This window comes from Streptomyces sp. NPDC016640 (genome assembly GCF_043076215.1).
GTDB lineage: Bacteria > Actinomycetota > Actinomycetes > Streptomycetales > Streptomycetaceae > Streptomyces.
Genome location: NZ_JBIBRG010000002.1, coordinates 438,786 through 462,729, shown reverse-complemented (window position 1 = coordinate 462,729; position 23,944 = coordinate 438,786). Strand labels below are relative to the sequence as shown.

Sequence of the window (23,944 nt, the reverse complement as noted above, 5' to 3'; positions counted from 1 at the left end):
CCGTTCAAAGGGAGCGGCGTCACTCCGCTTGGAGCGGCGTCACTCCGCTTGGAGCACCAGCAGGGCGAGATCGTCGGCGGGCGGCCGTGCCCCGAACTCGTGCACCAGCTGCGTGATCCGTTCCGCTATCGGGCCGGCCTCCATCCCCGCGCACCCCGCCAGCGCCGAGGCGAGCCCGTCCCCGTCGTCGAACTGGCGGGAGCCGGAGCGCCGCTCGGTGACTCCGTCGGTGACGCAGAGCAGGGTGTCGCCGGAGTACAGCTCGAAGGTCTCGCTGGTGTACGCGGCGTCCTCGACGACGCCGAGCAGGGTCTGCGGCTGGGCGACCGTACGGACCGCGCCGTCGGGGGCGAGCAGGAGGGGCAGGGGGTGTCCGGCGGAGGCGAGGGTGCAGCGGACACCGCCGGCGAAGGGGACCAGTTCGCCGTAGAGCAGGGACAGGAAGCGGGTCTGGGGACCCTCGCCGGGGGCGGTGGGCCGGGCACCGGCGGCCACCAGCGCGCGGGCGGCGGCGTCGGCGGCCTCCGTGGCGTCGTCGAGGAGGAGCTGGTTGAGGCGGTCGAGGACGTCGGCGACGCGGTAGCCCTCGCGGGCGAGCAGCCGGAGCCAGGGCCGGGCCAGCCCGATGACGACGGCGGCCTCCGGGCCCTTGCCCTGGACGTCGCCGACGGCGAAGCACCAGCGGCCGTCCCCGGCCGGGAAGAGGTCGTAGAAGTCACCGCTCGGGCCGCCCTTGTCGCAGGGTTCGTAGACCAGGGCGCTGCGCACGCCCGGGATCTCGGCGACGGCGCCGGGCAGCAGCCCGCGCTGGAGCACGGCGCTGATGGTGGCCTGGCGGGAGTACTGCCGGGCCGCCCCGATGGCGAGCGCGACCCGCCGGCCGAGATCCTCCACGAGCCCGGTGATCTCGTCGGGGAACCGGTCGATCCCGCTCCGCCCGATGACCAGCGTCCCGAGTGGCCGTCCACCGGCCACGAGCCGGTAGGCGAGGGCGGTCCCGGAGACGGCGGGGGACGGTTCCCCGGCCGGGTCCGGGGAGGTGTCCGGGATGCCGGGTGCGGTTCCCGAGACCGCCGGGGACGGTTCCCCGACCCGTCCCCTGGCCGGTTCCCGGGTGCCGGGGACGTGGCCCGTGCCGTCGGCCGGGACATCGGCGAGGGCTCCGGGGCCGTCGCCGGGGACGTCGCCGGGGACGTCGAGTGCCCGGCCCGGCCAGGGATAGGGCACGGGGCCCGGACGCAGCGGGTCGCAGGGGTGGGGCGGGTTCCGTTCCAGGGCCCGGCTCAGGTCCTCGATGCGGTTCTCGCCGGCGTGCCAGACCCGGGCCAGGCGCGGGCCGCCGGTCCGGGTCCCGCCGCTCCAGCCGCCGTGGGCGGTGGACTCGTCCTCCAGCCACACCGCGCACCAGTCGGCCAGTCGCGGCACGATCAGCTGCCCGGTGAGCGAGGCGACCAGGTCCTCGTCCAGCTGGCCGGCGAGCAGGTCGGAGGCCTCGGCGAGGAAGGACAGGGCGCCGCGCCCCAGCCAGGCGCCGTCCCGCCCGTGACGGCGGGCCAGCCAGTCGTCGCCGTACGAGCCGCCCCGCCAGGGATCCCGGGCGGGACCGGGTGCCTCCCGGTGGCCGGACGAGCCCCGGCCGACCAGCGCGAACAGCGGGTCGGAGCCGCCCTGTCCGGCGCGGGGCGGCTCCGCCGCGAGGATGTGCGCCACCCTCAGGTCCCGCGCCGGCCCGCACTCCCCCGCGTACGCCTCGACCTGCTCCCCCGTCGCGCACCCCCCGGCGGGCAGCCGCGCCCACACGGTCTTCGTGCCCGGGCGGTAGGTGACCCCCCAGGCCTCGGAGAGCGCGGAGACGAGGCGCAGGCCGCGTCCGAACTCGGGGGCTTCGTACACCGGCGCCTCCGGCTCGCCGCCGCCGGGCGCGCGGAGGGGGTGCCGGTCGGTGACCTCGACCACGAGCGCGCCGGTCCCCTCCTCGATCCGGCACGTCAGGCGCACGTCGGTGCCGGCGTGCACCACGGCGTTGGTGACGAGTTCACTGGCGACGAGCATGACGTCGTCGCCGAAGCGGCCGGTGAGGTGTGCGGCGCCGGGCAGTGCGAGATCGGCCCACTCGGTGAGCGACTTGCGCAGCAGCGCCCGCGCGGAACCCGGCGCGAGGGGACTTCCGGGCAGGGTCGCTTCCACCCGCGCGCACTCCCGCGCGCCGGAGGCGCACGAGGCGGTCTCCCGTTGGGTCGGAATGGCCCTCATGGGCGGCTCCCGGGCAGTTCGTACGAATAGAACCTCGATCGACGCCCACAGGGTGACAGACCGGCCCCGCCCGTAAGCACCGAGTTACCGAAGTGAACCTTCAGGAGTGAGAACAGTGCTACGCGCGTGATCACGAACGGACAGAAAAGCGACCCATTGCGAACGGCACCGGCACTCGGGCCGGGGCCCGCCGGAGCGGACCCACCCGGGGCCCCGGGCCGGTCACGGCGGCCACGCCCCGGGCCCGGGACCGGCACCCGGACGCCCGGGAGTACCGGCCGGGCACCTCGGGAGAGGACCGCTCCCACGCCTTGTCCTCCGCCGACGCTCCGACGCGGCCGCGGGACGGGAACCTACGCGGTCAACCGCTCACGTACGCGGTGAAGGGAGCCGGCCGGTCCGACGTCGGGTTCCGGCCGGCGGATCTCGGCCCACACCACGTCGAGGGAGAGGCCGAGGACATCGGCGATCGCCGCGATGGTCGGGAAGGCGGGGGTGGCCACGCGGCCCGCCTCGATCTTCCGGAGGGTCTCCGGTGAGACCCCCGCGTCGAGAGCGACATGGAGCATCGAGCGCTCTCCCCTGGCCCGGCGCAGGAGGGCACCGAGGCGCTGTCCGCGTTCGACCTCTTCGGGAGTGAGGGGCAACCTGACCATGGCACCGATTCTAATACCGGTATAGTTCGACCGGTATAGTTATTGGTCGCATGAGAAGGGCGTCGCATGATCGAGATCCTGAACCCCACCCTGCTGGCCCGGGCGAGAGACACCGGCGCCCTGGTGGCCGACATCCTCCAGACGCTGAAGAGCCGCATCACGATCGGCACGAACCTGCTGGACATCGACCGGTGGACCCAGACCATGATCGTCGAGGCGGGAGCGCTCTCCTGTTACGTCGACTACGCGCCGTCCTTCGGACGCGGCCCGTTCGGCCACTACATCTGCACGGCCGTCAACGACGCCGTGCTCCACGGGCGGCCGTACGACTACGCGCTCGCCGACGGCGATCTGCTGACGCTCGACCTCGCCGTCTCCAGAGGGGGAGTCGCCGCGGACGCCGCCGTCAGCTTCCTCGTGGGCGACGCGAAGCCCCCGGAGAGCGTCGCGATGATCAGCGCCACCGAACGCGCGCTGGCCGCCGGGATCGCCGCCGCCGGGCCCGGGGCCCGCGTCGGCGACGTCTCCCACGCCATCGGCACGGTCCTCGGCGAGGCGGGGTACCCGATCAACACCGAGTTCGGAGGCCATGGCATCGGATCGACGATGCACCAGGACCCGCACGTCGCGAACACCGGACGGCCCGGCCGTGGATACACGCTGCGCCCCGGACTGCTGCTGGCACTGGAGCCGTGGGTGATGGCGGACACCGCCCAGCTCGTCACCGATCCCGACGGGTGGACGCTGCGCAGCGCGACGGGCTGCCGGACGGCACACAGCGAGCACACCATCGCCATCACCGACGACGGAGCCGAGATACTCACCTTGCCGAGGCAGGCGCGGCCGTGAGGCCGGAGCCCCCGCGTTCACGGCGGCGACCGGGCCGACCGCTCGATCACGCCGGGCGGGGAGGCACCGCCACCGCTGCCTCCCCGCCCCGCTCGCCCGTCACGGAGTGACGGTCACGCCTCGCGCGCGCCCTCGTACATCTCCTCGATGAGGTGCTTGTACTCGCGCTCCACCACCGGCCGCTTCAGCTTCAGGCTCGGGGTGATCTCGCCGTGCTCGACGTCGAGGTCGCGCGGCAGCAGCCGGAACTTCTTGATGGTCTGCCAGCGCTGCAGGCCCTCGTTGAGCTCCTTGACGTAGCCGTCGACCATCTCGACCGTGGCGGGCGCGGCGACGATCTCCGCGTACGGCCTGCCCGTCATGCCGTTCTCGGCGGCCCACGCCGTGAGGGCGACCTCGTCGAGGGCGATGAGGGCGGTGCAGTAGTTCCGGTCGGCGCCGTGCACCAGGATGTTGGAGACGTAGGGGCAGACCGCCTTGAAGCGGCCCTCGACCTCGGCGGGCGCGATGTACTTGCCGCCGGAGGTCTTGATGAGGTCCTTCTTGCGGTCGGTGATGCGCAGGTAGCCGTCGGGCGAGAGCTCGCCGATGTCGCCGGTGTGGAGCCAGCCGTCGTCCTCCAGGACCTCGGCGGTCCTCTCGGGCAGGTTGTGGTAACCCTGCATGATGCCGGGGCCGCGCAGCAGGATCTCGCCGTCGTCGGCGATGCGCACCTCGGTGCCGGGCAGCGGCTTGCCGACGGTTCCGGTGCGGTAGGCCTCGCCGGGGTTGACGAAGGAGGCGGCGGAGGACTCGGTGAGGCCGTAGCCCTCGAGGATGTGGATGCCGGCGCCGGAGAAGAAGTAGCCGATCTCCGGGGCGAGGGCCGCCGAGCCGGAGACGCAGGCGCGCAGGTTGCCGCCGAAGGCCTCGCGGATCTTGGCGTAGACGAGGGCGTCGGCGACCTTGTGCCTGGCGCCGAGGCCGAAGGGGACGCTCGCGGTGCCGGTGCGGCGGAAGTTGTCCTGGGTCACCTTGGCGTACTCGCGGGCGACCCCGGCGGCCCACTGGAAGATCTTGTACTTGGCGCCTCCGCCGGCCTTCGCCTTGGCGGCGACGCCGTTGTAGACCTTCTCGAAGATGCGGGGGACGGCCGCCATGTAGGTCGGCCGGACCACCGGCAGGTTCTCGATGATCTTGTCGACGCGGCCGTCGACGGCGGTGACGTGACCGACCTCGATCTGACCGGAGGTGAGCACCTTGCCGAAGACGTGCGCGAGCGGCAGCCACAGGTACTGCACGTCCCCCGCGCTGACCAGGCCGGTCGCGGCGATCGCCTTGGCCATGTACGACCAGCAGTCGTGCGGCAGGCGCACGCCCTTGGGGCGGCCGGTGGTGCCGGAGGTGTAGATGACGGTGGCGAGCTGGTCCCGGGTGATCGCCGCGACCCGCTCCTTGATCAGCTCCGGTTCCCTGCGCAGGCGGTCCGCGCCGCGGCTCTCCAGCTCGCCGAGGGTGATCACGAAGTCGTCGGTCTCGACGCCGGCCGGGTCCACGACCACGACCCGGGTCAGCTCCGGCAGCTCGGCGCGCCTGTCCACCGCCTTGGCCACCTGCTCGGCGTTCTCCGCGATGAGCACCCGGCTCTGGGAGTCGGACAGGATGTAGGCCGACTCGTCGGCGTTGGTCTGCGGGTAGACCGTGGTGGTGGCGGCGCCCGCGCAGAGGATGCCGAGATCGGCGAGGATCCACTCGACGCGGGTCGACGACGCCAGCGCCACCCGCTCCTCCGGGCGCACGCCCAGCTCGATCAGACCGGCCGCGATGGCGTGGACGCGCTCGGCGGACTGCGCCCAGGTGAGCGACTTCCAGTCGTCCGGGCCCTCACCGGAGGACGACGGGACGGGGTAGCGGTAGGCCTCGATGTCCGGTGTGGCCGTCACACGCTCCAGGAAGAGGGTCGCCACGCTCGGCGGACGGTTCTCGATCAGTGTCTGTGTGTCGCTCACGACATCCTCCGGGCCCGCGACGGTGCGGCTGGCTCAGTGCGGCTGGGTTTCCCTCGCGTCGTTGTTTAACTCGCGAGTAACTATCGAGCACGGACAGAGTAAGGGCCGATCGGCCACGACGTAAGGGGCCACGGCCTGTCACTTCGAACAGAGGACTACCCGCCGGACGCACGGAGGCCCGCCGCACTCGGGTGCGGCGGGCCCCTGTTCGCCCGCTTCGCGGAGTGACCCGCAGTAACCTCCGGCTACTTCTTGCTCTTGGCCGATCCCGCGCCGTCGTCGCTGGAGAGGACGGCGATGAAGGCCTCCTGCGGAACCTCCACGGAGCCCACCATCTTCATCCGCTTCTTGCCCTCCTTCTGCTTCTCCAGCAGCTTGCGCTTACGGGAGATGTCGCCGCCGTAGCACTTGGCGAGGACGTCCTTGCGGATGGCGCGGATGGTCTCGCGGGCGATGACCCGGGAGCCGATGGCGGCCTGCACCGGCACCTCGAACGCCTGCCGCGGGATCAGTTCCTTGAGCTTGGCGACGAGCCGCACGCCGTACGCGTACGCCTGGTCCTTGTGGGTGATCGCGGAGAACGCGTCCACCTTGTCGCCGTGCAGCAGGATGTCGACCTTGACCAGGCTGGAGGTCTGCTCGCCGGTGGGCTCGTAGTCGAGGGAGGCGTAGCCGCGGGTCTTGGACTTCAGCTGGTCGAAGAAGTCGAAGACGATCTCGGCCAGCGGGAGGGTGTAGCGGATCTCCACCCGGTCCTCGGAGAGGTAGTCCATGCCGAGCAGGACACCGCGCCGGGTCTGGCACAGCTCCATGATCGAGCCGATGAACTCGCTGGGCGCCAGGATGGTGGCGCGCACCACCGGCTCGTACACCTCGCTGATCTTCCCCTCGGGGAACTCGCTCGGGTTGGTGACGACGTGCTCGGTGCCGTCCTCCATGACCACGCGGTAGACCACGTTCGGCGCGGTGGCGATCAGGTCGAGCCCGAACTCGCGCTCGAGGCGCTCGCGGATCACGTCGAGGTGCAGCAGGCCGAGGAAGCCGACGCGGAAGCCGAAGCCGAGGGCGGCGGAGGTCTCCGGCTCGTAGACCAGGGCGGCGTCGTTGAGCTGGAGCTTGTCCAGCGCCTCGCGCAGCTCCGGGTAGTCCGAGCCGTCCAGCGGGTAGAGGCCGGAGAACACCATCGGCTTGGGGTCCTTGTAGCCGCCGAGCGCCTCCTGGGCGCCCTTGTGCTGGCTGGTGACGGTGTCACCGACCTTCGACTGGCGGACGTCCTTCACCCCGGTGATGAGGTAGCCCACCTCACCGACGCCGAGGCCGTCGGCGGACAGCATCTCCGGCGAGTTGGTGCCGATCTCCAGCAGCTCGTGCGTGGCGCCGGTGGACATCATCCGGATCCGCTCGCGCTTGTTGAGCTGGCCGTCGATGACACGGACGTACGTCACGACACCGCGGTAGGAGTCGTAGACCGAGTCGAAGATCATCGCTCGGGCCGGGGCGTCCTCGACGCCGACCGGGGCGGGGATCTCGGCGACCACCTTGTCCAGCAGCGCCTCGACGCCCAGACCGGTCTTCGCGGACACCCTCAGCACGTCGTCGGGGTCGCAGCCGACCAGGTTCGCCAGCTCCTCGGCGAACTTCTCCGGCTGCGCGGCCGGCAGGTCGATCTTGTTGAGCACCGGGATGATGGTGAGGTCGTTCTCCATTGCCAGGTACAGGTTGGCGAGGGTCTGCGCCTCGATGCCCTGGGCGGCGTCCACCAGCAGGACCGTGCCCTCGCAGGCGGCGAGCGACCGCGAGACCTCGTAGGTGAAGTCGACGTGCCCCGGGGTGTCGATCATGTTGAGGATGTGCGTGTCGTTCTTGTCGTGGGTCGGGGCCCACGGCAGTCGCACCGCCTGGGACTTGATCGTGATGCCGCGCTCGCGCTCGATGTCCATGCGGTCGAGGTACTGGGCGCGCATCTGCCGCTGCTCGACCACACCGGTCAGCTGGAGCATCCGGTCGGCGAGCGTGGACTTGCCGTGGTCGATGTGCGCGATGATGCAGAAATTGCGGATCAGCGCGGGGTCGGTACGGCTCGGCTCGGGTACATGGCTGGGGATCGCGGGCACGCAGGGTCCTGATTCTTGAGGCGTCCGCATACGTGTGCTTGTGCGTCTGCGGTCTCGGGTCGGATCGATACGTAGCCTCCATCGTCCCACGGGTGGGGACCCGGGACGGGTTTGGGCCGCGGAATGGGCCGCTGGTAGTGTGGGGGGCTGTGTCTCATGCCCTCTCGGCGCGAGGCACACCCCAAGAAATCACCCGGTGCGGGATCCGTGCGCCATCGTGCGGCTCCGTGCCAGAACCTGTAGAGGCTCATTCGTGGCGAACATCAAGTCCCAGATCAAGCGGAACAAGACCAACGAGAAGGCCCGGCTGCGCAACAAGGCCGTCAAGTCCTCTCTGAAGACCGCGATCCGCAAGGCCCGTGAGGCCGCCGCCGCGGGTGACACCGAGAAGGCCACCGAGTACCAGCGCTCCGCCGCTCGTCTGCTCGACAAGGCCGTCTCCAAGGGCGTCATCCACAAGAACCAGGCCGCCAACAAGAAGTCGGCGCTGGCGCAGAAGGTCGCGGCCGTCAAGGGCTGAACAACCCTTTGATCTGACCGTCGGCGGGACCCGGGCGGGCCCTCTCTCATCCGCCCCCGGCCGGCACCCCGAGCTCGTACGCGGCCTGCGTTCGCCACGCGGGTACGGGCTCACACGCTTCATCCGAAGGCCTCGCCCGCGCCCTTCCCCGGGTGGCGGGCGGGGCCTTCGGCGTTGTCCGCCCGGCGGTGGCCAGGGGCTGCCGACCGGTGGTCGGCGCCCTGCGATCGGTGGCCGGACGCCGGTCGCCGGTCGCCGGTCGCCAGTGGTCGGCGCCCCCTGGCCGGTGGCTGGTGGCCGGTGGCCGGAGGTCAGTGGTCCGCCGTCAGCCCCGGCCCCGTGAGCGGGCCGCCCGGGCGATCGTGACGACGGCCTTCTCCAGCGCGTACTCCGGGTCGTCCCCGGCGCCCTTCACTCCCGCGTCCGCCTCGGCCACCGCGCGCAGCGCCGCCGCCACCCCGTCCGGGGTCCAGCCGCGCATCTGCTGCCGCACCCGGTCGATCTTCCACGGCGGCATGCCCAGCTCGCGGGCGAGGTCGGCCGGTCTGCCGCCGCGCGCCGACGACAGCTTGCCGATCGCCCGAACGCCCTGGGCCAGCGCGCTGGTGATCAGCACCGGCGCCACCCCCGTCGACAGCGACCAGCGCAGGGCCTCCAGGGCCTCCGCCGTCCGTCCCTCGACCGCCCGGTCGGCGACCGTGAAGCTGGAGGCCTCGGCCCGCCCGGTGTAGTAACGGCCCACGACCGCCTCGTCGATGGTCCCCTCGATGTCGGCGACGAGCTGGGACACCGCCGAGGCCAGCTCCCTCAGATCACTGCCCAGGGCATCCACGAGGGCCTGGCACGCCTCGGGGGTGGCCGATCTCCCCGCGGTCCTGAACTCATTCCGCACGAAGGCCAGCCGGTCCGCCGGCTTGGTCATCTTCGGGCACGTCACCTCCCGCGCCCCCGCCTTGCGTGCCGCGTCGAGCAGCCCCTTGCCCTTGGCGCCGCCCGCGTGCAGCAGGACGAGCGTGATCTCCTCGGCGGGCGCGCCGAGATACCCCTTCACGTCCTTGACGGTGTCGGCCGACAGGTCCTGCGCGTTGCGCACCACCACGACCTTGCGCTCCGCGAAGAGCGAGGGGCTGGTCAGCTCGGCGAGGGTGCCGGGCTGGAGCTGGTCCGGTGTCAGGTCCCGTACGTCGGTGTCGGCGTCGGCGACCTTCGCGGCGGCCACCACCTCCTGCACGGCGCGGTCGAGGAGCAGGTCCTCCTGGCCCACGGCGAGTGTCACCGGAGCGAGGGGGTCGTCGGATGCGGTCTTCCTGGCCATCGCGACAAGCATCCCACGCGCCACCGACAACACCGCCCCGCCGCCCATGACGCCATGACGCCATGACCCCACAGCCCCGAGACGCCCATGACGCCCGGACCGGCGCGGACCCGCTACGGCTCCTCGCGCCAGCCCTCCCACTCCGCCGCGAACTCGTTCAGCTCGCCGGGGTCCAGCCGCCCCGGCTCGTCGCGCAGGACGACGAGCCACTGCGCGTCCTCCGCGTCGTCCTCCCCCGCCAGGGCGTCCCGCACCAGCCGTGGCTCCTCGTCCACGCCGAACCGTTCCCCGAGGGCCGCGGCCGCCTCCTCCGCGGCGTCACGGTCGGGCAGCACCAGCACATGTCGCACATCACTCACACGGGCCATTGTCCGGTACCGGGGTCAGCCGCCGTGCCCGGTGCCCCGCGCCGCCGGCACCGTCTCCAGCGTGATCCCGAACCGCTCCCGGTAGACGGCGAGGACCTCCTCGTCCCCGCCCAGCTCGTCCTCCCGCCGTGTCCCGTCCGGGGCCGTGACGGTGAACCGCCGGCCGCTGAGCGTGATCCTCCCCCCGTCCCCGGTGATCCGCGAGCACACCGGCGACCGCGTGAAGGGGGAGGCCGGTGAGGTGCTGTGCCACCACGCCCCGGCCGTGAAGTCGGTGAGCGTCCTCGGCCGGACCTCCAGGCGGTACACCGGCCGCCCGTCCCGCGTCACGTCCAGGTCCGCCGCCTCCACCGTGTCGTGCCCGCCGCGCGCCCCGGCCGCGTCGGCACCCGCCTCCGCGACCCGGAAGACGCCCCCGGGATCCTTCTGCTCCCCGCGCTCCCCGAAGACGAGCGGCAGATGGAAGTGCGACCCGAAGCCGACGTCGGCCAGCCGGTCGCCGCCGTCCACCGTCCGTACCCGCAGCGCGAGATGGTCGTACGGGATCCCGGGCCGGCCCCCGGCCCCGTACACCCGTGCGGCGAGCAGGGTGACGTCGTAGCCGAGCGCGCCGAGCAACGCTCCGAAGGCCCCGTTGAGTTCGTAGCAGAACCCGCCCCGCCGCGCCCGGACCACCTTGTCCACCAGCCGCTTCTCGTCCAGCACGATCTCCTCGCCGAGATGGATGGACAGGTTCTCGAACGGCACGGTCCGCAGGTGCCGCACGTGCAGTTCGCACAGCGCCTCCGCGGTGGGCCGGGCGGGCCGCCCGACGTCCAGGCGGCGCAGATAGGCGTCGGTCCACTCGGTGTTCACGGCCTCGGTCATGACCTCAGTGTCGCGCCACCCCCAGTTCTCCGCCGCCCTCCCCTCCGCCTGTCACCGCCAGCGCCCCGTCCCGGTCCGTCCGCAGCACCGCTGCGCCGCCGGCACGCAGCGCGGCGACCGTGCCCGGCGCCGGATGCCCGTACGTGTTGCCCTCCCCGGTGCTGATCAACGCCAGCCGCGGGGCCGCCCGGCGCATGAGGCCGGGATCCTGGAACGCCGAGCCGTGGTGGGCGACCTTGAGGACGTCCACACCGGTCAGCCGCCGGCCCGCCGCTGACCGTGCGAGGGCCCGCTGGGACGGGGGTTCCAGGTCCCCGAGCAGCAGCAGGCGCAGGCCGGCCGTGCGGACCAGCATGGCCACGCTGGCGTCGTTCGGGCCCTCCGACGCGGACCCCGGTGACGGCGGGGCGGGAAGGCGCGGTCCGGCGGGGTGCGGGGCCGGTGCCGGCGGAGCGCTCGGCGGTGGCCACACCACCTCCCAGGTCAGCTCCCCCGTGCGCCGCACCTCACCGGCGACGGCATGCCGCACCGGAACCCGCCGGGCCGCCGCGAGCCGCCGTACGAACGCGGCCTGTGCCGCCGGTTCTTCGAAGGCCGTCGTCCCGATGCCACCCACCGCGCGTCCGCGCAGTACGCCGGGCAGGCCCGCCACGTGGTCGGCGTGGAAGTGGGTCAGTACGACGAGGGGCACCCTGGTGATGCCCAGGGAGCGCAGGCAGGCGTCCACGAGGTCCGGGTCGGGTCCGGCGTCCACGACCACGCCGGTGCCCTCGCCCGCCGCCAGCACCAGCGCGTCTCCCTGCCCCACGTCGCACATCACCATGCGCCAGCCCGGCGGCGGCCAGCCCGTGATCACCCGGACCAGTGGCGGCGGCCGCACCACCACGAGCACCAGCAGCAGGGCGCAGGCGCCGCACCACCAGGGGTGGCCCAGCAGCCGCCGGCCCACGAGCAGCACGGCCAGGGTGACGGCGCCGAGCGCCGCCGCGCCGGCCCAGCTGCCGGGCCAGTCCACCCCGGCGCCGGGCAGCGCCGCCCCGGTCCTGGCGACCCGCGCGATCCACTGCGCGGGCCAGCCCGCGCACCAGGCCAGTGCCTGCGCCGCCGGCATCGCCACCGGAGCGGTCGCCAGGGCCAGGAAGCCCAGCACCGTGGCCGGTGCGAGGGCGAACTCCACCAGCAGGTTGCACGGGATCGCCACCAGGCTCACCCGCGCCGCGAGCACGGCGACGACCGGCGCGCACAGCGCCTGCGCGGCGCCCGCGGCGGCCAGCGCCTCCGCGAGGCGGGGCGGCACCCCGCGCCGCCGCAGCCCCGCGCTCCAGCGCGGAGCGAGCGTGAGCAGCGCACCGGTGGCCAGCACGGACAGCAGGAATCCGTAACTGCGGGCCAGCCACGGGTCGTAGAGCACCAGGACCAGGACGGCCGTCGCCAGCGCCGGAACGAGCGACCTGCGGCGGCCGGTGGCGAGGGCGAGCAGGGCGACGGAGCCGCAGGCGGCGGCCCGCAGCACGCTGGGGTCCGGTCGGCACACGACGACGAAGGCGAGGGACAGCGCCGCACCCAGCAGGGCCGTGGTGCGCAGGGAGATGCCGAGGCGGGGTGCGAGTCCGCGTCGCTCGACGTGCTGCGCCAGACCGGGCGGGCCGAGGAGCAGGGCGAGCAGGATGGTGAAGTTGGCACCGGAGACGGCGAGGGTGTGCGTGAGGTCGGTCTCCCTGAACGCCTCGTCGAGTTCCGGGGTGATCCTGGCGGTGTCGCCCACCACGAGCCCGGGCAGCAGCGCCCGCGCGTCCGCCGGCAGTTCGTCGGTGGCCTCCCGCAGTCCGGCCCGCAGCCGTCCCGCCAGCCGCTGCGGACCCGACGGCTCCCCCACCACGTCCGGTCCGCCGCGGCCCCGCACGCGGAGCACCGCCGCGAACCGGTCGCCGCCCGCCATCGCCGGCGCGAGCCGTGCCTCGAGCCGCAGGCGGGTGGAGGGCAGCAGGCCGAGCCAGGGGGAACCCCGGCCGCCACCGGATACGGCCCGCCGCGCCGGGTGGGCGTCGACGATCAGCAGCACGGGTGCCCGGGTCGTCTCCGCCGCTCCGCCGGCCCTGCGCACCCGGACCAGATCGGCCTCGATCAGCACGGACGCCGGGGCCATGCGGTTCCCGCTGACCCTGGGCCGGGTGAGCCGGGGGTCGGCGGTGATCTCGGCCTCGGCGGTGACCGGGGCGTACTCCCGTGCCAGGGCGGGCACGGGTCCCCGCCGCAGATCCGCCCCGTGCAGTCCCGCCGATCCGGCGGCGGCGGCGACGCAGAGCAGTACGGCGGCACCGGCGTGGGCGGTGGCGCGTCCGCGCTCCGGCAGGCGGCCGCGCGCCAGGACGAGCAGGCCGGCCGTCAGCAGGGAGACGAGCACGGCAGCCGCCGCCGGGCCGGGCGGGGCGTGCAGCATCACCGCCGCCGTGGCCCAGGCGGCCAGTGCGGGCGGGACCAGCCGAAGGTCCGTGGGGCCCTCCTGCCGCGGGTGGGCGGCCCCGAGCCGGTTCCCGGAGGCGGCGTGGACGCGCCGCCGGGCGGTGGGCTCCTGGGATGGTGGCGGTGTCGCCGCCGCGGTCGTGTCCGGCTCGGTGCTCATGGCCGTACGAGGTTCCGCAGCTCCGCGAAGCGGCGGTCGCCGATGCCGTTGACCTCGCGCAGTTCGTCCACCGAGCGGAAACCGCCGTTGCGGGTGCGGTGGTCGATGATGTGCCGGGCCAGTACGGGGCCGACTCCGGGCAGGGCGTCGAGCTGTTCCGGGGTGGCGGTGCTGAGGGACACCGGGCCGGGGGGACCGGCCCCCGCGGCCGTGCCGGTACTGCCGCCGGGGGCGGCTGCGGTGGCTCCTCCCGGTCCGGCGGCCGGTGCCGGCCCTCCGACGACCACCTGTTCGCCGTCGACGAGGAAACGGGCGCGGTTGAGGGTGTCGGTCCTGGTCCCGGGGCGTGCTCCGCCCGCTGCCCGCAGGGCGTCCTCGACCCGTGAACCGGCGGGCAGACGGTGGATACCGGGGTTGCGCACCTTGCCGCTGACGTCCACCACGATCCCGGGAGCCGCGGAGCCGGCGGCCCGCTCCGCGCCGGCCGACGCCCCCTCCGCCGGCCGGCCGGCTCCCCCGTCCGTCTGCTCCCCTCCGGAGGCCGCCGCCCGTACCACCTCCGGTGCCCGTACGGGCTGGGCGCGCCCCGCCCAGAAGTGCTGCACGGCGAATGCCACGGCGACCACGAGCAGCACCGACAGCGCGACCACGCTCCGCCGCTCCATCCCGCACCGCGCCTGCACCCACAACGGCAGGCGTTCCCGCAGCGCGAGTCCCACCGGCATCCGGCGCCGCTCCCCCGCAGGCCCCGGTTCGGGGTCTCCCCCGGCCGCCCCCCGGTCCGCGGAGCCCGCGTCGTCGCCGGCCGCACCGCCACCACCGCCGGCACGTCGCGGTGACGGCCGGGGCACGGTGACCGCCGCCCGGTCGGCAGGAGCCGTACGGTCCACCGCCGCCGCCCGGTCGACGACAGCCGTACGGGCCACCACCGCAGCCCCGGCCAGGGGCGCCGTCCGGCCCAGGGGCGCCGCGCGGCGGTCCGGAGCCGCCGCGTGCATCACGCCGCCCGAGCGCACCGGCACCGCCGAACCGCGTACGGCGGCCGCCGAGTCCGGGCCCGCCCCGCTCACCGCCCAGCTCGGTGTCCGCCTGACGCCTGTCCCGCCCCCGGCGGCCCGCGGCTCCCGGCCGCCTCCGGTCGCCCGCGATTCCCCGCCCGCGCGGGCGTCACACGTATCCTCGCCGCCCCCGCCGCCCCCGCCGCCCCGGCCGCCCCCGACGGCCCGCACGTCCCCGCCACCACCGACGGCGCGCGCTTCCCCACCATCCGCACCACCCTTGCCGAACAGTGCCTCGGCCCGCCGTCGGAGTTCCTCCGACGGCTCCCGGCGGGAGCGGTGGCCGGGGCGGAGCCGACGGTGGGATCGCGCGGGGCGGCGGTGACGCGCGCGGCCGTCGGACGTGGGTCCGCGGCCCGGCCCGCTGGTCGGCGTCGCTGTGCGTGAGCGTGATCGAAGTGCCATGCGAGGAGGATCCGGCACCTCGCCCCCACCGCGATGATCTTGCTCGATTCCCGGGGATTACCGCCCGGTTGTGGACAACTCCCTCACCCGTACGAGTGCGGAGCAGCCCCCGCGCACCCCGCGTGCCTCACGCGCCCCACGCGCCTCACCGCGACGAGACCACGACTCCCAGCAGGCCGGGCCCCGTATGTGCCCCGATCACCGCGCCCACCTCGCTGACATGCAGGTCGGCCAGGCCCGGCAGCCGGGTCCGCAGCCGCTCCGCGAGAGCCGTCGCGCGGTCCGGGGCGGCGAGATGGTGGACGGCGACGTCGACCTCCCCGTCGTCCGCCCGCTCGGCCGCGATCTCCTCCAGCCGGGCGATCGCCTTCGACGCCGTGCGCACCTTCTCCAGCGGCTCGATGCGGCCGTCCGCCAGCTGGAGCAGGGGTTTCACGGCGAGGGCCGAGCCCAGCAGTGCCTGGGCGGCACCGATGCGGCCGCCGCGGCGCAGATAGTCGAGCGTGTCCACGTAGAAGTAGGCCGAGGTGCCCGCCGCCCGTTTCTCCGCGGCGGTGACCGCCTCGTCCACCGTGCCGCCCGCCTCCGCGGTCTCCGCCGCGGCGAGGGCGCAGAACCCGAGCGCCATCGCGATCATGCCGGTGTCCACCACCCGCACCGGCACCGGTGCCTGGCGGGCGGCGACGACCGCCGCGTCGTGGGTACCGGAGAGTTCGGCGGAGAGATGGAGGGAGACGATGCCGGTCGCGCCGGACTCGGCGACCCTGCGGTAGGTCTCGGCGAACACCTCGGGGCCGGGCCGGGAGGTCGTGACGGGGCGGCGCTTCTGCAGGGCCTGGGCGAGGGACCGGGTGGAGATCTCGGTCCCCTCTTCGAACGCGCGATCGCCGAGGACCACCGTCAGGGGTACCGCCGTGATGCGGTGCCGCTCCATCGTCCGGGCCGGCAGGTAGGCCGTTGAATCGGTGACGATCGCGACATGGCGGGACATGAGCTGGAGATTACCTGGCAGGGTGGCCGTGCGGCAGCCCTGCCCCACGGGCCCGGTCCGCCCGTGGCCGGATCACCTGGTGCTCAAGTCGTGTTCTCGGGGCGGTGCTTCTTCTGCCAGGGATAGGTGGGACGGGGCGCGGGCGGGGTGATGGCGGGCCGCGCCGGCTGCTGCTCCGGTTCGCCCGACGAGGCGGGCTTCGGGTTGTCCGGCCGGGTCCGGCCGGCCGCCGGGGCGTCGGCGGCGGGCGCCTCGGGCCAGGGCGGGGGCGCGGGGCTCGGCTCCGTGGTGGTCCAGTGCCGCAGGGCCCCGGCCTCCATGTCGATCTGCTCGCTCAGCGAGTCCAGGTCGTCCTCCGCGAAGCGGTGGGCGCGGTCGCGGGCGGCCCAGCGCAGGGAGTCCGCGGACGTCGTGATGCGCTCGGTGCGCTCGCGCAGCCCGGGCAGCCGCGCGGCGAGGGTGGTGCGGTCCGGTTCGGACTCCAGGCGCCTGAGTTCGCCGTCCAGTTCGTGGCCGTGCGCGCTGAGCCGCTGGAAGAGGTCGAGGGACTCCTTGAGGGAGGCGTCCTCGGCGGACGCGGCCTCCAGCGCGTCCTGCGTGGCCCGCATCGCGGTGCGCAGCTTGAGCCGCAGCTGGGCGACCTCACCGGCGGCGCCGGGCTGGACGAAGGCCTTGGCCCTCAGGGTGTGGTCCTCCACCGTGCGGCGCACCTGGGTAAGGTGGCGGTCCGCGCCGCGCTTGGCGGCGCCGACGACCTTCACCGTGGCGTAGACGCCGAGCACGACGAAGAGCACGAAGAGCAGGGCGACCACTGCGAACACCGCTTCCACGAAGCTTCTCCTCCGGGCCCTTCCGTCCGTCCCGGCGCACTGCGCGCCGCTCTTCAACGGTAAACGCTACGGGCAGGCCCGGAGTTCCTGACCAACCCCGAACCTGCCCGTAGGGGACCACCCGGATCCCGGCCCGCTCACCTCACGCCGGGACGATGTTCACCAGTTTCGGCGCGCGCACGATCACCTTGCGGATCCCGGCCCCGTCCAGCGCCGCGACGACCCGCTCGTCGGCCAGCGCGGCCTTCTCCAGCTCCTCCTGCGAGATGCCCGGGGACACCTCCAGCCGCGCCTTGACCTTTCCCTTGATCTGCACGACGCAGGTCACGGTCTCGTCGACCACGTACGCCGGGTCGGCCACCGGGAAGTCCTGGTGGACGACCGAGTCCTGGTGGCCCAGCTTGCGCCACAGCTCCTCGGCGATGTGCGGGGCCAGCGGCGCGATCAGCAGCACCAGGGACTCCGCGACGGGCCGCGGCAGCGCCCCCTGCCGCTTGGTCAGGTGGTTGTTCAGCTCGGTGACCTTGGCGATGGCGGTGTTGAAGCGCATGCCCTCCAGGTCACCGCGCACCCCGTCGATCGCCTTGTGCAGGGCGCGCAGGGTGTCCTCGTCGATGTCGGCGGCCTCGGCGTCGACGACGGTCACCTCGCCGGTCGCCTCGTCGACGATGTTGCGCCACAGCCGCTGCAGCAGCCGGAACTGGCCGACCACCGCGCGGGTGTCCCAGGGCCGCGACACGTCCAGCGGGCCCATGGCCATCTCGTACAGGCGCAGCGTGTCGGCCCCGTACTCGGCGCAGATCTCGTCCGGGGTGACGGCGTTCTTGAGGGACTTGCCCATCTTGCCCAGCAGCCGGGAGACCTTCTCGCCCCGGTACCAGTAGCCGCCGTCGCGCTCCTCCACCTCGGCGGCCGGCACGGCGATGCCCCGGCTGTCGCGGTAGACGTAGGCCTGGATCATGCCCTGGTTGAACAGCTTGTGGAACGGCTCCGCCGAGGACACGTGTCCCAGGTCGTACAGCACCTTGGACCAGAAGCGGGCGTACAGCAGGTGCAGCACGGCGTGCTCGGCGCCGCCGACGTACAGGTCGACGCCGCCGTGCGGCATGCCCTCGCGCGGGCCCATCCAGTACTGCTCGACGCCCGGGTCGACCAGTTTCCCGGAGTTGTGCGGATCCAGGTAGCGCAGCTCGTACCAGCAGGAACCGGCCCAGTTGGGCATGGTGTTGGTCTCGCGGCGGTACTTCTTCGGCCCGTCGCCCAGGTCCAGGGTGACGTTCACCCAGTCCTCGTTGCGCGACAGCGGTGTCTCGGGCCGGGTGTCCGCGTCGTCCGGGTCGAAGGTGCGCGGCGCGTAGTCCTCGACCTCGGGCAGCTCGAGCGGCAGCATCGACTCGGGCAGGGCGTGGGCGACGCCGTCCTCGTCGTAGACGATCGGGAAGGGCTCGCCCCAGTAACGCTGCCGGCTGAACAGCCAGTCGCGCAGGCGGAAGTTGACGGTGCCCTCGCCGTGGCCCCCGTTCTCCAGCCACTCGATGATGCGCGCCTTGGCCTCGGCGACGCCCAGGCCGTCCAGGGAGACCTCGTCGTTCGACGAGCCGGTGATCGTCGCGTCGTACGACGCGAAGGCGTTCTCCCACGTCGAGGTGTCCGTGCCCCGGCCGTCGGTGGGCTCGACGATGCAGCGGATCGGCAGCTCGAAGGCGCGCGCGAACTCGAAGTCGCGCTGGTCGCCGGCGGGGACGGCCATGATCGCGCCGGTGCCGTAGCCCATCAGCACGTAGTCGGCGATGAAGACGGGCACCCGCTCGCCGTTGACCGGGTTGGTGGCGTACGCGCCGATGAAGACGCCGGTCTTGTCCTTGGCCTCGGCCTGCCGTTCGACGTCGGACTTCGACGCGGCCTGCGCGCGGTAGGCGGCGACGGCCTCGGCGGGGGTCGCGTGGCCGCCGGTCCACACCTCGTGGGTGCCCTCGGGCCAGGCGTCCGGGGTGAACTTCTCGACCAGCGGGTGCTCGGGCGCCAGCACCATGTAGGTCGCGCCGAACAGGGTGTCGGGGCGCGTGGTGAAGACGGTGATGCGCTCGCCGTCGATCGGGAAGTCGACGCGGGCGCCCTCGGAGCGGCCGATCCAGTTGCGCTGCTGCAGCTTGATGGCCTCGGGCCAGTCCAGGGCGTCCAGGTCGTCCAGGAGCCGGTCGGCGTAAGCCGTGATCCGCATGTTCCACTGGCGCAGCTTGGCCTTGAAGACGGGGAAGTTGCCGCGCTCGGAGCGGCCCTCGGCGGTGACCTCCTCGTTGGCCAGCACGGTGCCCAGGCCGGGGCACCAGTTGACGGGCGCGTCGGAGGCGTAGGCCAGGCGGAACCCGCCCAGGACGTCGGCGCGCTCGGTCTCGCTCAGTTCGCTCCACGCGCGCGTGTGGCCGGGTACGGGCCGCTCACCGGACTCGAAGAGCGCGACCAGCTCGGAGATCGGGCGGGCCTTCCCCGCCTCCCGGTCGTACCAGGAGTTGAAGATCTGCAGGAAGATCCACTGGGTCCACTTGTAGTAGTCCGGGTCGATCGTGGCGAACGACCGGCGCCTGTCGTGGCCCAGGCCCAGCCGGCGCAGCTGGGACTTCATGTTCTCCATGTTGGCTTCGGTGGACACGCGCGGGTGCGTGCCGGTCTGCACGGCGTACTGCTCGGCGGGCAGGCCGAAGGCGTCGAAACCCAGGGTGTGCAGGACGTTGTGCCCGGTCATGCGCTGGAAGCGGGCGGAGACGTCGGTGGCGATGTACCCCAGCGGGTGACCGACGTGCAGCCCCGCGCCGGAGGGATACGGGAACATGTCCATGATGAACTTCTTGGGCTTGGCGACCGTCTCCGCGTCGCCCGCCAGGTCGCCGCTCGGGTTCGGGGCGGCGTACGTGTCCTCGGCGTCCCAGAAGTCCTGCCAGCGTGCCTCGATCTCGGCCGCCAGGGCGGCCGTGTAGCGGTGCGGCGCGGCCTCCGCGGCTGCGGTGGCAGCGGGGTTCGTCTCGCTCATGATCCTCAATGCTCCATCGATCGTCTCTGCCTGCTGCTGCGACTTCCTGGAAATGAAAAATCCCCTCGCACAGGAGGGGACGCCGCGCCGATTCCGGCCGGCCGGCAACCGGCGGTCGGGACTGATCAGCGCGGCTCGCTAAGCAGAAGGCGTGCGGCACGCATGGCGACAGGGTACCGCAGCCCCCGATTCGGCCGCGACGCGCTTCCCGCCGCACCACGAGAGCCTCGGTCACTCCGCGTCACACACCCTGAGGGGCATCACCACGACCGCGCGGTCCTTCGATGACAGCGCAATGGCTCAAACGTCGTACTCCTCGGTATGACGGGGCCTAGAGTTCGGCAGCGGGACCGCTTTACCGAACCTTTCGGAGTTGCCCCATGAACTCTCGTGCAGACAGCAGCCCACCCCCCGCACGGGGCCGGTCGGCTGCGGCCGAGCCGTGCCCTCGTCGCGTCGTGACGCCGGGGGGCGGGTCATGAGACCGGACGACAGCACGGCGGACGACTGGCTCGCCGAGTTCCTCAGCTTCGGTGTGGGCGTCCTGTCACTGGTCTGCCTGAGCTGCTCGGTGATCTGGGGACTCGTCGCCCAGGACCGGATCCTGCTCGGCCCCCGGCAGCGGATCCTGGCGCAGGCGGTGCACCGGACCACCGCGGTCGCCTCGATCGTCTTCCTGCTGATGCACATCGGCATCAAGGTGGGGCAGGAGCACACCACCTGGATCGCCGCGGTGATCCCCTTCGGGCTGGCCCTCACCGACGACGAGGCCGTCACCGGCAGGGCCTTCCTCATCGGCCTCGGCACCCTCGCCGGCCTGCTGATGTTCTTCGTGGGCGTCACCGGTGTGCTGCGCAATCGATTCGCCTCCCCGGCCCCGGTCGCGGCCCGCTGGCGGGCGATGCACATGCTGGCCTACCCGGCCTGGTGCGCGGCCCTGGTGCACGGCCTCTACGCGGGCCGAGCGGCGAAGCCGGTCTTCCTGATCCTCTACGGGCTGTCCGTGCTCGGCGTCACGGCGGTCCTCGTGCTGCGCGCCTCCCCGCCCCGGGTCAGGCGCGGGATCGCCGACCGGGTCACCGCGCTGCTCGGCCCCTCCGGCCGGCGCGACCGGGAGAAGCCGGCGGAGAGCAGAGCCCGGGCGGCCGGGTCCGCCCCGCCCGGCCACGAGGGCCGGCGCGGCTCCGCGCGGGGCGGGGACCGCCCGCTGTACGGGAGTGCCGAGCGGGCCCCCGCCCCGGAACCGGCGAACGGCTTCGCCGCCGCCTACCGCGCGGTCTCCACGCCCGGCCGGCGGTCGCCCCTGACCGAGGGGACGGCCCGCGTGGAACTGCCGCCGGACCTGCGGCCCACGGAGGTCATCGCGCGCGTGGACGGGCCCGCGAGCACCTCGGGCACCTGGCCGGTCCCGTCCCCGCCGCCGGTCGGCGAGGCCCCGCCGTCGGCCTACGACCCGCTCAACGACACCGGATACACCATCCCGGCCTACGACAATCCGGTCGGCTCCGGCTACGGCTCGAGTGATGTGTACGACACCGCTGAGACGAACGCCCACTACGGCACGTACAACCCGGACGACACGTACAACAGCGGTCCCGCCACTGAAACACCCCCCGGTGCGTCGCCCTCGTCGTCCTACGGCGTCGACGCACCGGGTTCGGGCGAACCTTGGAACATGCCCTCCGGAGGCTTTAAGTGAACGAGGCCCTGCCCGACGTACCCGAAGTCCGCGTGGTCGGCCTTCCCCAGCTCACGTCGGGCTTCGACCTTGTCGACCGGCTCGATCTGCCCATGCACCTCAAGGTGCACGGACCGCTCGAGCCCTTGGGCGGTGAGCAGCTCGCGCAGCTCGCCGAACGCATCAACCTCAGGGGCCGCGGCGGCGCGGGCTTCCCCTTCCACAAGAAGCTGCGCTCGGTCGCCGAATCGGCGATCAAGCGCGGCGTCCGGCCGGTCGTCGTCGTCAACGGCAGCGAGGACGAACCGGCCTGCCGCAAGGACACGGTGCTGATCAACCGTGCCCCGCACCTCATCCTGGACGGCGCGCTGCTGTGCGCCGAGGCCATGGGGGCCCGCACGCTCGTCGTGGGGGTCACCCGGGAGTCCACCCAGCGCTCCATGGAGGCCGCGCTCGCCGAACGCGGCCTGAGCAACGGGCGCCGCTCCGTGCTGCGCGCCCGTGTGCAGCGCAACCCGGTCCGCATGGTCACCGGCGCCGCGGCCTCCCTGATCCGCTCCATCGACGGCGGCCCGGCCGTCCCGCCGGGCCGCAAGGTCAGCGCCTCGAGGAACGGCGTCGGCGGCGCCCCCACACTGCTGTCCAACGCGGAGACCTTCGCCCAGCTCGCCATCGCCGCCCGCATCGGCCCCGAGCGCTACGGCAACACCGGCCTGTACGACGAGCCGGGCACCGTGATGCTCACGGTGTCCGGCGCGGTGGCCCGCCCCATGGTGATCGAGGTGCCGACGGGCGTGCCACTGCGCTACGTCCTGCAGCTCGCCGGGGCTCCCCCGGTGCCGCAGGGTGTGCTGACGGGCGGTTACCACGGCAAGTGGATCGACGCGGCGACCGTCAACGAGGCGATCGTCTCCCGCAACTCGCTGGACGCGGTGGGCGGTTCGCTCGGCGCGGGCGCGATTCTGCCGATCAGTCAGGACACCTGCGCGCTCGGCGAGTCGCTGCGGGTGGCCCAGTGGCTGGCCGAGGAGAGCGCCGGCCAGTGCGGCCCCTGCTACCTGGGACTGCCGGCCGCCGCGCGCGGCCTGGAGGACATCCTCGACGGCGGCGGGCCGGCCGCCCTGGAGGCGGTCAAGCAGGTCGCCAAGAACGTGAAGCGGCGCGGCGCCTGCTCGCACCCGGACGGCTCCGCGATGTTCCTGGAGTCGACCGTCAGGGCGTTCACCGACGACCTCGCCGCCCATGTCCTCGGCAACGGCTGCGGACGGCCCGTGGCGGGCGTTCTGCCGCTCTTCGAGGGGGGCAGGGCCCCTACGGGCATCCCGGGCGGCGGCGGGGAGGAGAACGGGCCCAGCCGCCAGAAGATCTACGTCGACTGGACGCTGTGCCGGGGCCACGGCCTGTGCGCGGACATCCTCCCGGAGGTCTTCCAGCTCGGCGCGGACGGCTTCCCGACGGTGGCCCAGGCCCAGGTGCCGCGCTTCGCCGAGGCGAAGGCGCTGCGCGCGGTGCGCCGCTGTCCGGCGCTGGCCCTGCGCATCGAGGAGGAGGCTCCCCAGGCCAAGGCGCCCTCGCGGAATCTGCCGGTGCTCTCCCAGGGCCGCGGCCGGCGCGCCCTGGGCCGCTGAGGCGGTCCGCCCCCGCGGAGTCGGGGGCGGACCATCCCCACCGGACAGCGAGACCAACCAGCGAGGGCGGACCATCCGTTCGGATGATCCGCCCTCGACTTCTGTGGAGCTAAGGAGAATTGAACTCCTGACCTCCTGCATGCCATGCAGGCGCTCTACCAACTGAGCTATAGCCCCTTGCTTCGCTCCGCCCGGTTTCCCCGGCGGCGACGCCAACTTTACACGGTCGACCCGGGCCAACACCAAATCGGTTTCGCTTCGCTCGGCTATGCCCGATATGCCACCGCCGCGGTCACGCGGTCACGCGGTCACGAACGAATAGAAGCGCTTGAGGGTGCAGTGCTCTTCCAGCAGCCGGCCGTAGATCGGCTCCCCCTCGAGTTCGCGGTACGTCTCGATGGGGTCGCCTTTTATGATCAGCGCCCGCGCGCACTCCTCGCACCAGTACTGGTAGTCGGCGTTGACCGGCTCCATGTCCCGGACGATCGGCGTTCCGCTGCCGCACCAGTCGCACTTCCGCCTGTGTGCACCCATTGATCAGCTCCAGGTGTGGCCGCGGGCCGTGCACATGTAGGGGATGGTCGGGATACGTCGCGTCGGCACCGCTCCGAGAAGGTGGTCGACCTCCTCGAGGATGCTCGCAGGCATCACAACTCCCTCCCGTCGGGCCGCGCCCCCTTCCGGCCGTTTGATTCTGCCACGACCGGACCAATACGGTCAGCGACGCCGAGGTACCGGTCGGGACACGGCTCGACGTCTCGTGGAGGTGTACG

At 73.1% G+C, this 23,944-nt stretch carries 17 protein-coding genes and 1 tRNA gene; 4 read left to right on the top strand and 14 right to left on the bottom strand.

Going from position 1 to position 23,944, the window contains the following annotated elements:
* Window positions 1–39 precede the first annotated feature (39 nt).
* Together ACF07S_RS05625 and ACF07S_RS05620 are read right to left on the bottom strand one after the other, a co-directional pair.
* Complete coding sequence (locus tag ACF07S_RS05625) at window positions 40–2,253, bottom strand: SpoIIE family protein phosphatase (protein WP_391973503.1); 2,214 nt, start codon at window positions 2,251–2,253, stop codon at window positions 40–42.
* Between the two features lie 353 nt (window positions 2,254–2,606).
* The gene (locus tag ACF07S_RS05620) at window positions 2,607–2,909 is read right to left on the bottom strand and encodes a helix-turn-helix transcriptional regulator (RefSeq protein WP_391962109.1); all 303 of its coding nucleotides are present in this window, start codon (window positions 2,907–2,909) and stop codon (window positions 2,607–2,609) included.
* A 66-nt stretch (window positions 2,910–2,975) separates the two neighbouring features.
* Here ACF07S_RS05620 and map point away from each other — a divergent pair, with 66 nt between their 5' ends.
* Window positions 2,976–3,758 carry a type I methionyl aminopeptidase gene (gene map, locus ACF07S_RS05615; protein WP_391973502.1) on the top strand — a complete coding sequence of 261 codons (783 nt, stop codon included), beginning with the start codon at window positions 2,976–2,978 and terminating at the stop codon, window positions 3,756–3,758.
* Window positions 3,759–3,871: 113 nt separating this feature from the next.
* Here the strand turns inward: map and ACF07S_RS05610 are convergent, their stop codons facing one another.
* Together ACF07S_RS05610 and lepA are read right to left on the bottom strand one after the other, a co-directional pair.
* A complete protein-coding gene (locus ACF07S_RS05610) occupies window positions 3,872–5,746 on the bottom strand; it encodes an AMP-dependent synthetase/ligase (protein WP_391962111.1) in 1,875 nt (624 codons plus the stop codon).
* Window positions 5,747–5,991: 245 nt separating this feature from the next.
* Window positions 5,992–7,860 carry a translation elongation factor 4 gene (gene lepA / locus ACF07S_RS05605; RefSeq protein WP_391962112.1) on the bottom strand — a complete coding sequence of 623 codons (1,869 nt, stop codon included), beginning with the start codon at window positions 7,858–7,860 and terminating at the stop codon, window positions 5,992–5,994.
* A gap of 253 nt (window positions 7,861–8,113) precedes the next feature.
* Here lepA and rpsT point away from each other — a divergent pair, with 253 nt between their 5' ends.
* Window positions 8,114–8,380 (top strand): 30S ribosomal protein S20, encoded by a 267-nt coding sequence (gene rpsT, locus ACF07S_RS05600; RefSeq protein WP_145869297.1) that lies wholly within the window; start codon window positions 8,114–8,116, stop codon window positions 8,378–8,380.
* A gap of 325 nt (window positions 8,381–8,705) precedes the next feature.
* On the opposite strand, the gene holA is transcribed toward rpsT, so the two are convergent.
* The 8 genes from holA to leuS form a co-directional block, all read right to left on the bottom strand.
* Window positions 8,706–9,695: a DNA polymerase III subunit delta gene (holA, locus tag ACF07S_RS05595; protein ID WP_391962113.1), complete on the bottom strand. Its 990-nt coding sequence runs from the start codon at window positions 9,693–9,695 to the stop codon at window positions 8,706–8,708.
* A gap of 113 nt (window positions 9,696–9,808) precedes the next feature.
* Window positions 9,809–10,063, bottom strand: coding sequence for a hypothetical protein (locus ACF07S_RS05590; RefSeq protein ID WP_391973501.1), 255 nt, complete (start codon window positions 10,061–10,063; stop codon window positions 9,809–9,811).
* 15 nt (window positions 10,064–10,078) lie between these two features.
* A complete protein-coding gene (locus ACF07S_RS05585; RefSeq protein WP_391973500.1) occupies window positions 10,079–10,930 on the bottom strand; it encodes an arylamine N-acetyltransferase in 852 nt (283 codons plus the stop codon).
* 4 nt (window positions 10,931–10,934) lie between these two features.
* Window positions 10,935–13,553 (bottom strand): ComEC/Rec2 family competence protein, encoded by a 2,619-nt coding sequence (locus tag ACF07S_RS05580; protein WP_391973499.1) that lies wholly within the window; start codon window positions 13,551–13,553, stop codon window positions 10,935–10,937.
* Window positions 13,550–14,623 carry a helix-hairpin-helix domain-containing protein gene (locus ACF07S_RS05575; protein ID WP_391973498.1) on the bottom strand — a complete coding sequence of 358 codons (1,074 nt, stop codon included), beginning with the start codon at window positions 14,621–14,623 and terminating at the stop codon, window positions 13,550–13,552. The genes ACF07S_RS05580 and ACF07S_RS05575 overlap by 4 nt, the downstream gene beginning before the upstream one ends.
* A gap of 538 nt (window positions 14,624–15,161) precedes the next feature.
* A complete protein-coding gene (locus ACF07S_RS05570) occupies window positions 15,162–16,007 on the bottom strand; it encodes a DegV family protein (RefSeq protein WP_391962118.1) in 846 nt (281 codons plus the stop codon).
* An 83-nt stretch (window positions 16,008–16,090) separates the two neighbouring features.
* Window positions 16,091–16,837 (bottom strand): hypothetical protein, encoded by a 747-nt coding sequence (locus ACF07S_RS05565; protein ID WP_391973497.1) that lies wholly within the window; start codon window positions 16,835–16,837, stop codon window positions 16,091–16,093.
* 142 nt (window positions 16,838–16,979) lie between these two features.
* Entirely contained in the window at window positions 16,980–19,865 is a 2,886-nt protein-coding gene (gene leuS / locus ACF07S_RS05560) for a leucine--tRNA ligase (protein ID WP_391973496.1), read from the bottom strand.
* A 478-nt stretch (window positions 19,866–20,343) separates the two neighbouring features.
* Here leuS and ACF07S_RS05555 point away from each other — a divergent pair, with 478 nt between their 5' ends.
* A complete protein-coding gene (locus tag ACF07S_RS05555; protein WP_391962121.1) occupies window positions 20,344–21,564 on the top strand; it encodes a cytochrome b/b6 domain-containing protein in 1,221 nt (406 codons plus the stop codon).
* Window positions 21,561–23,171, top strand: a complete 1,611-nt coding sequence (locus tag ACF07S_RS05550) for an NADH-ubiquinone oxidoreductase-F iron-sulfur binding region domain-containing protein (protein ID WP_391962122.1) — start codon at window positions 21,561–21,563, stop codon at window positions 23,169–23,171. The genes ACF07S_RS05555 and ACF07S_RS05550 overlap by 4 nt, the downstream gene beginning before the upstream one ends.
* 104 nt (window positions 23,172–23,275) lie before the next feature.
* Here the strand turns inward: ACF07S_RS05550 and ACF07S_RS05545 are convergent.
* Window positions 23,276–23,348: transfer RNA gene (locus tag ACF07S_RS05545), tRNA-Ala, on the bottom strand.
* Between the two features lie 123 nt (window positions 23,349–23,471).
* A complete protein-coding gene (locus tag ACF07S_RS05540) occupies window positions 23,472–23,705 on the bottom strand; it encodes a hypothetical protein (protein ID WP_005479297.1) in 234 nt (77 codons plus the stop codon).
* Window positions 23,706–23,944: the final 239 nt, after the last annotated feature.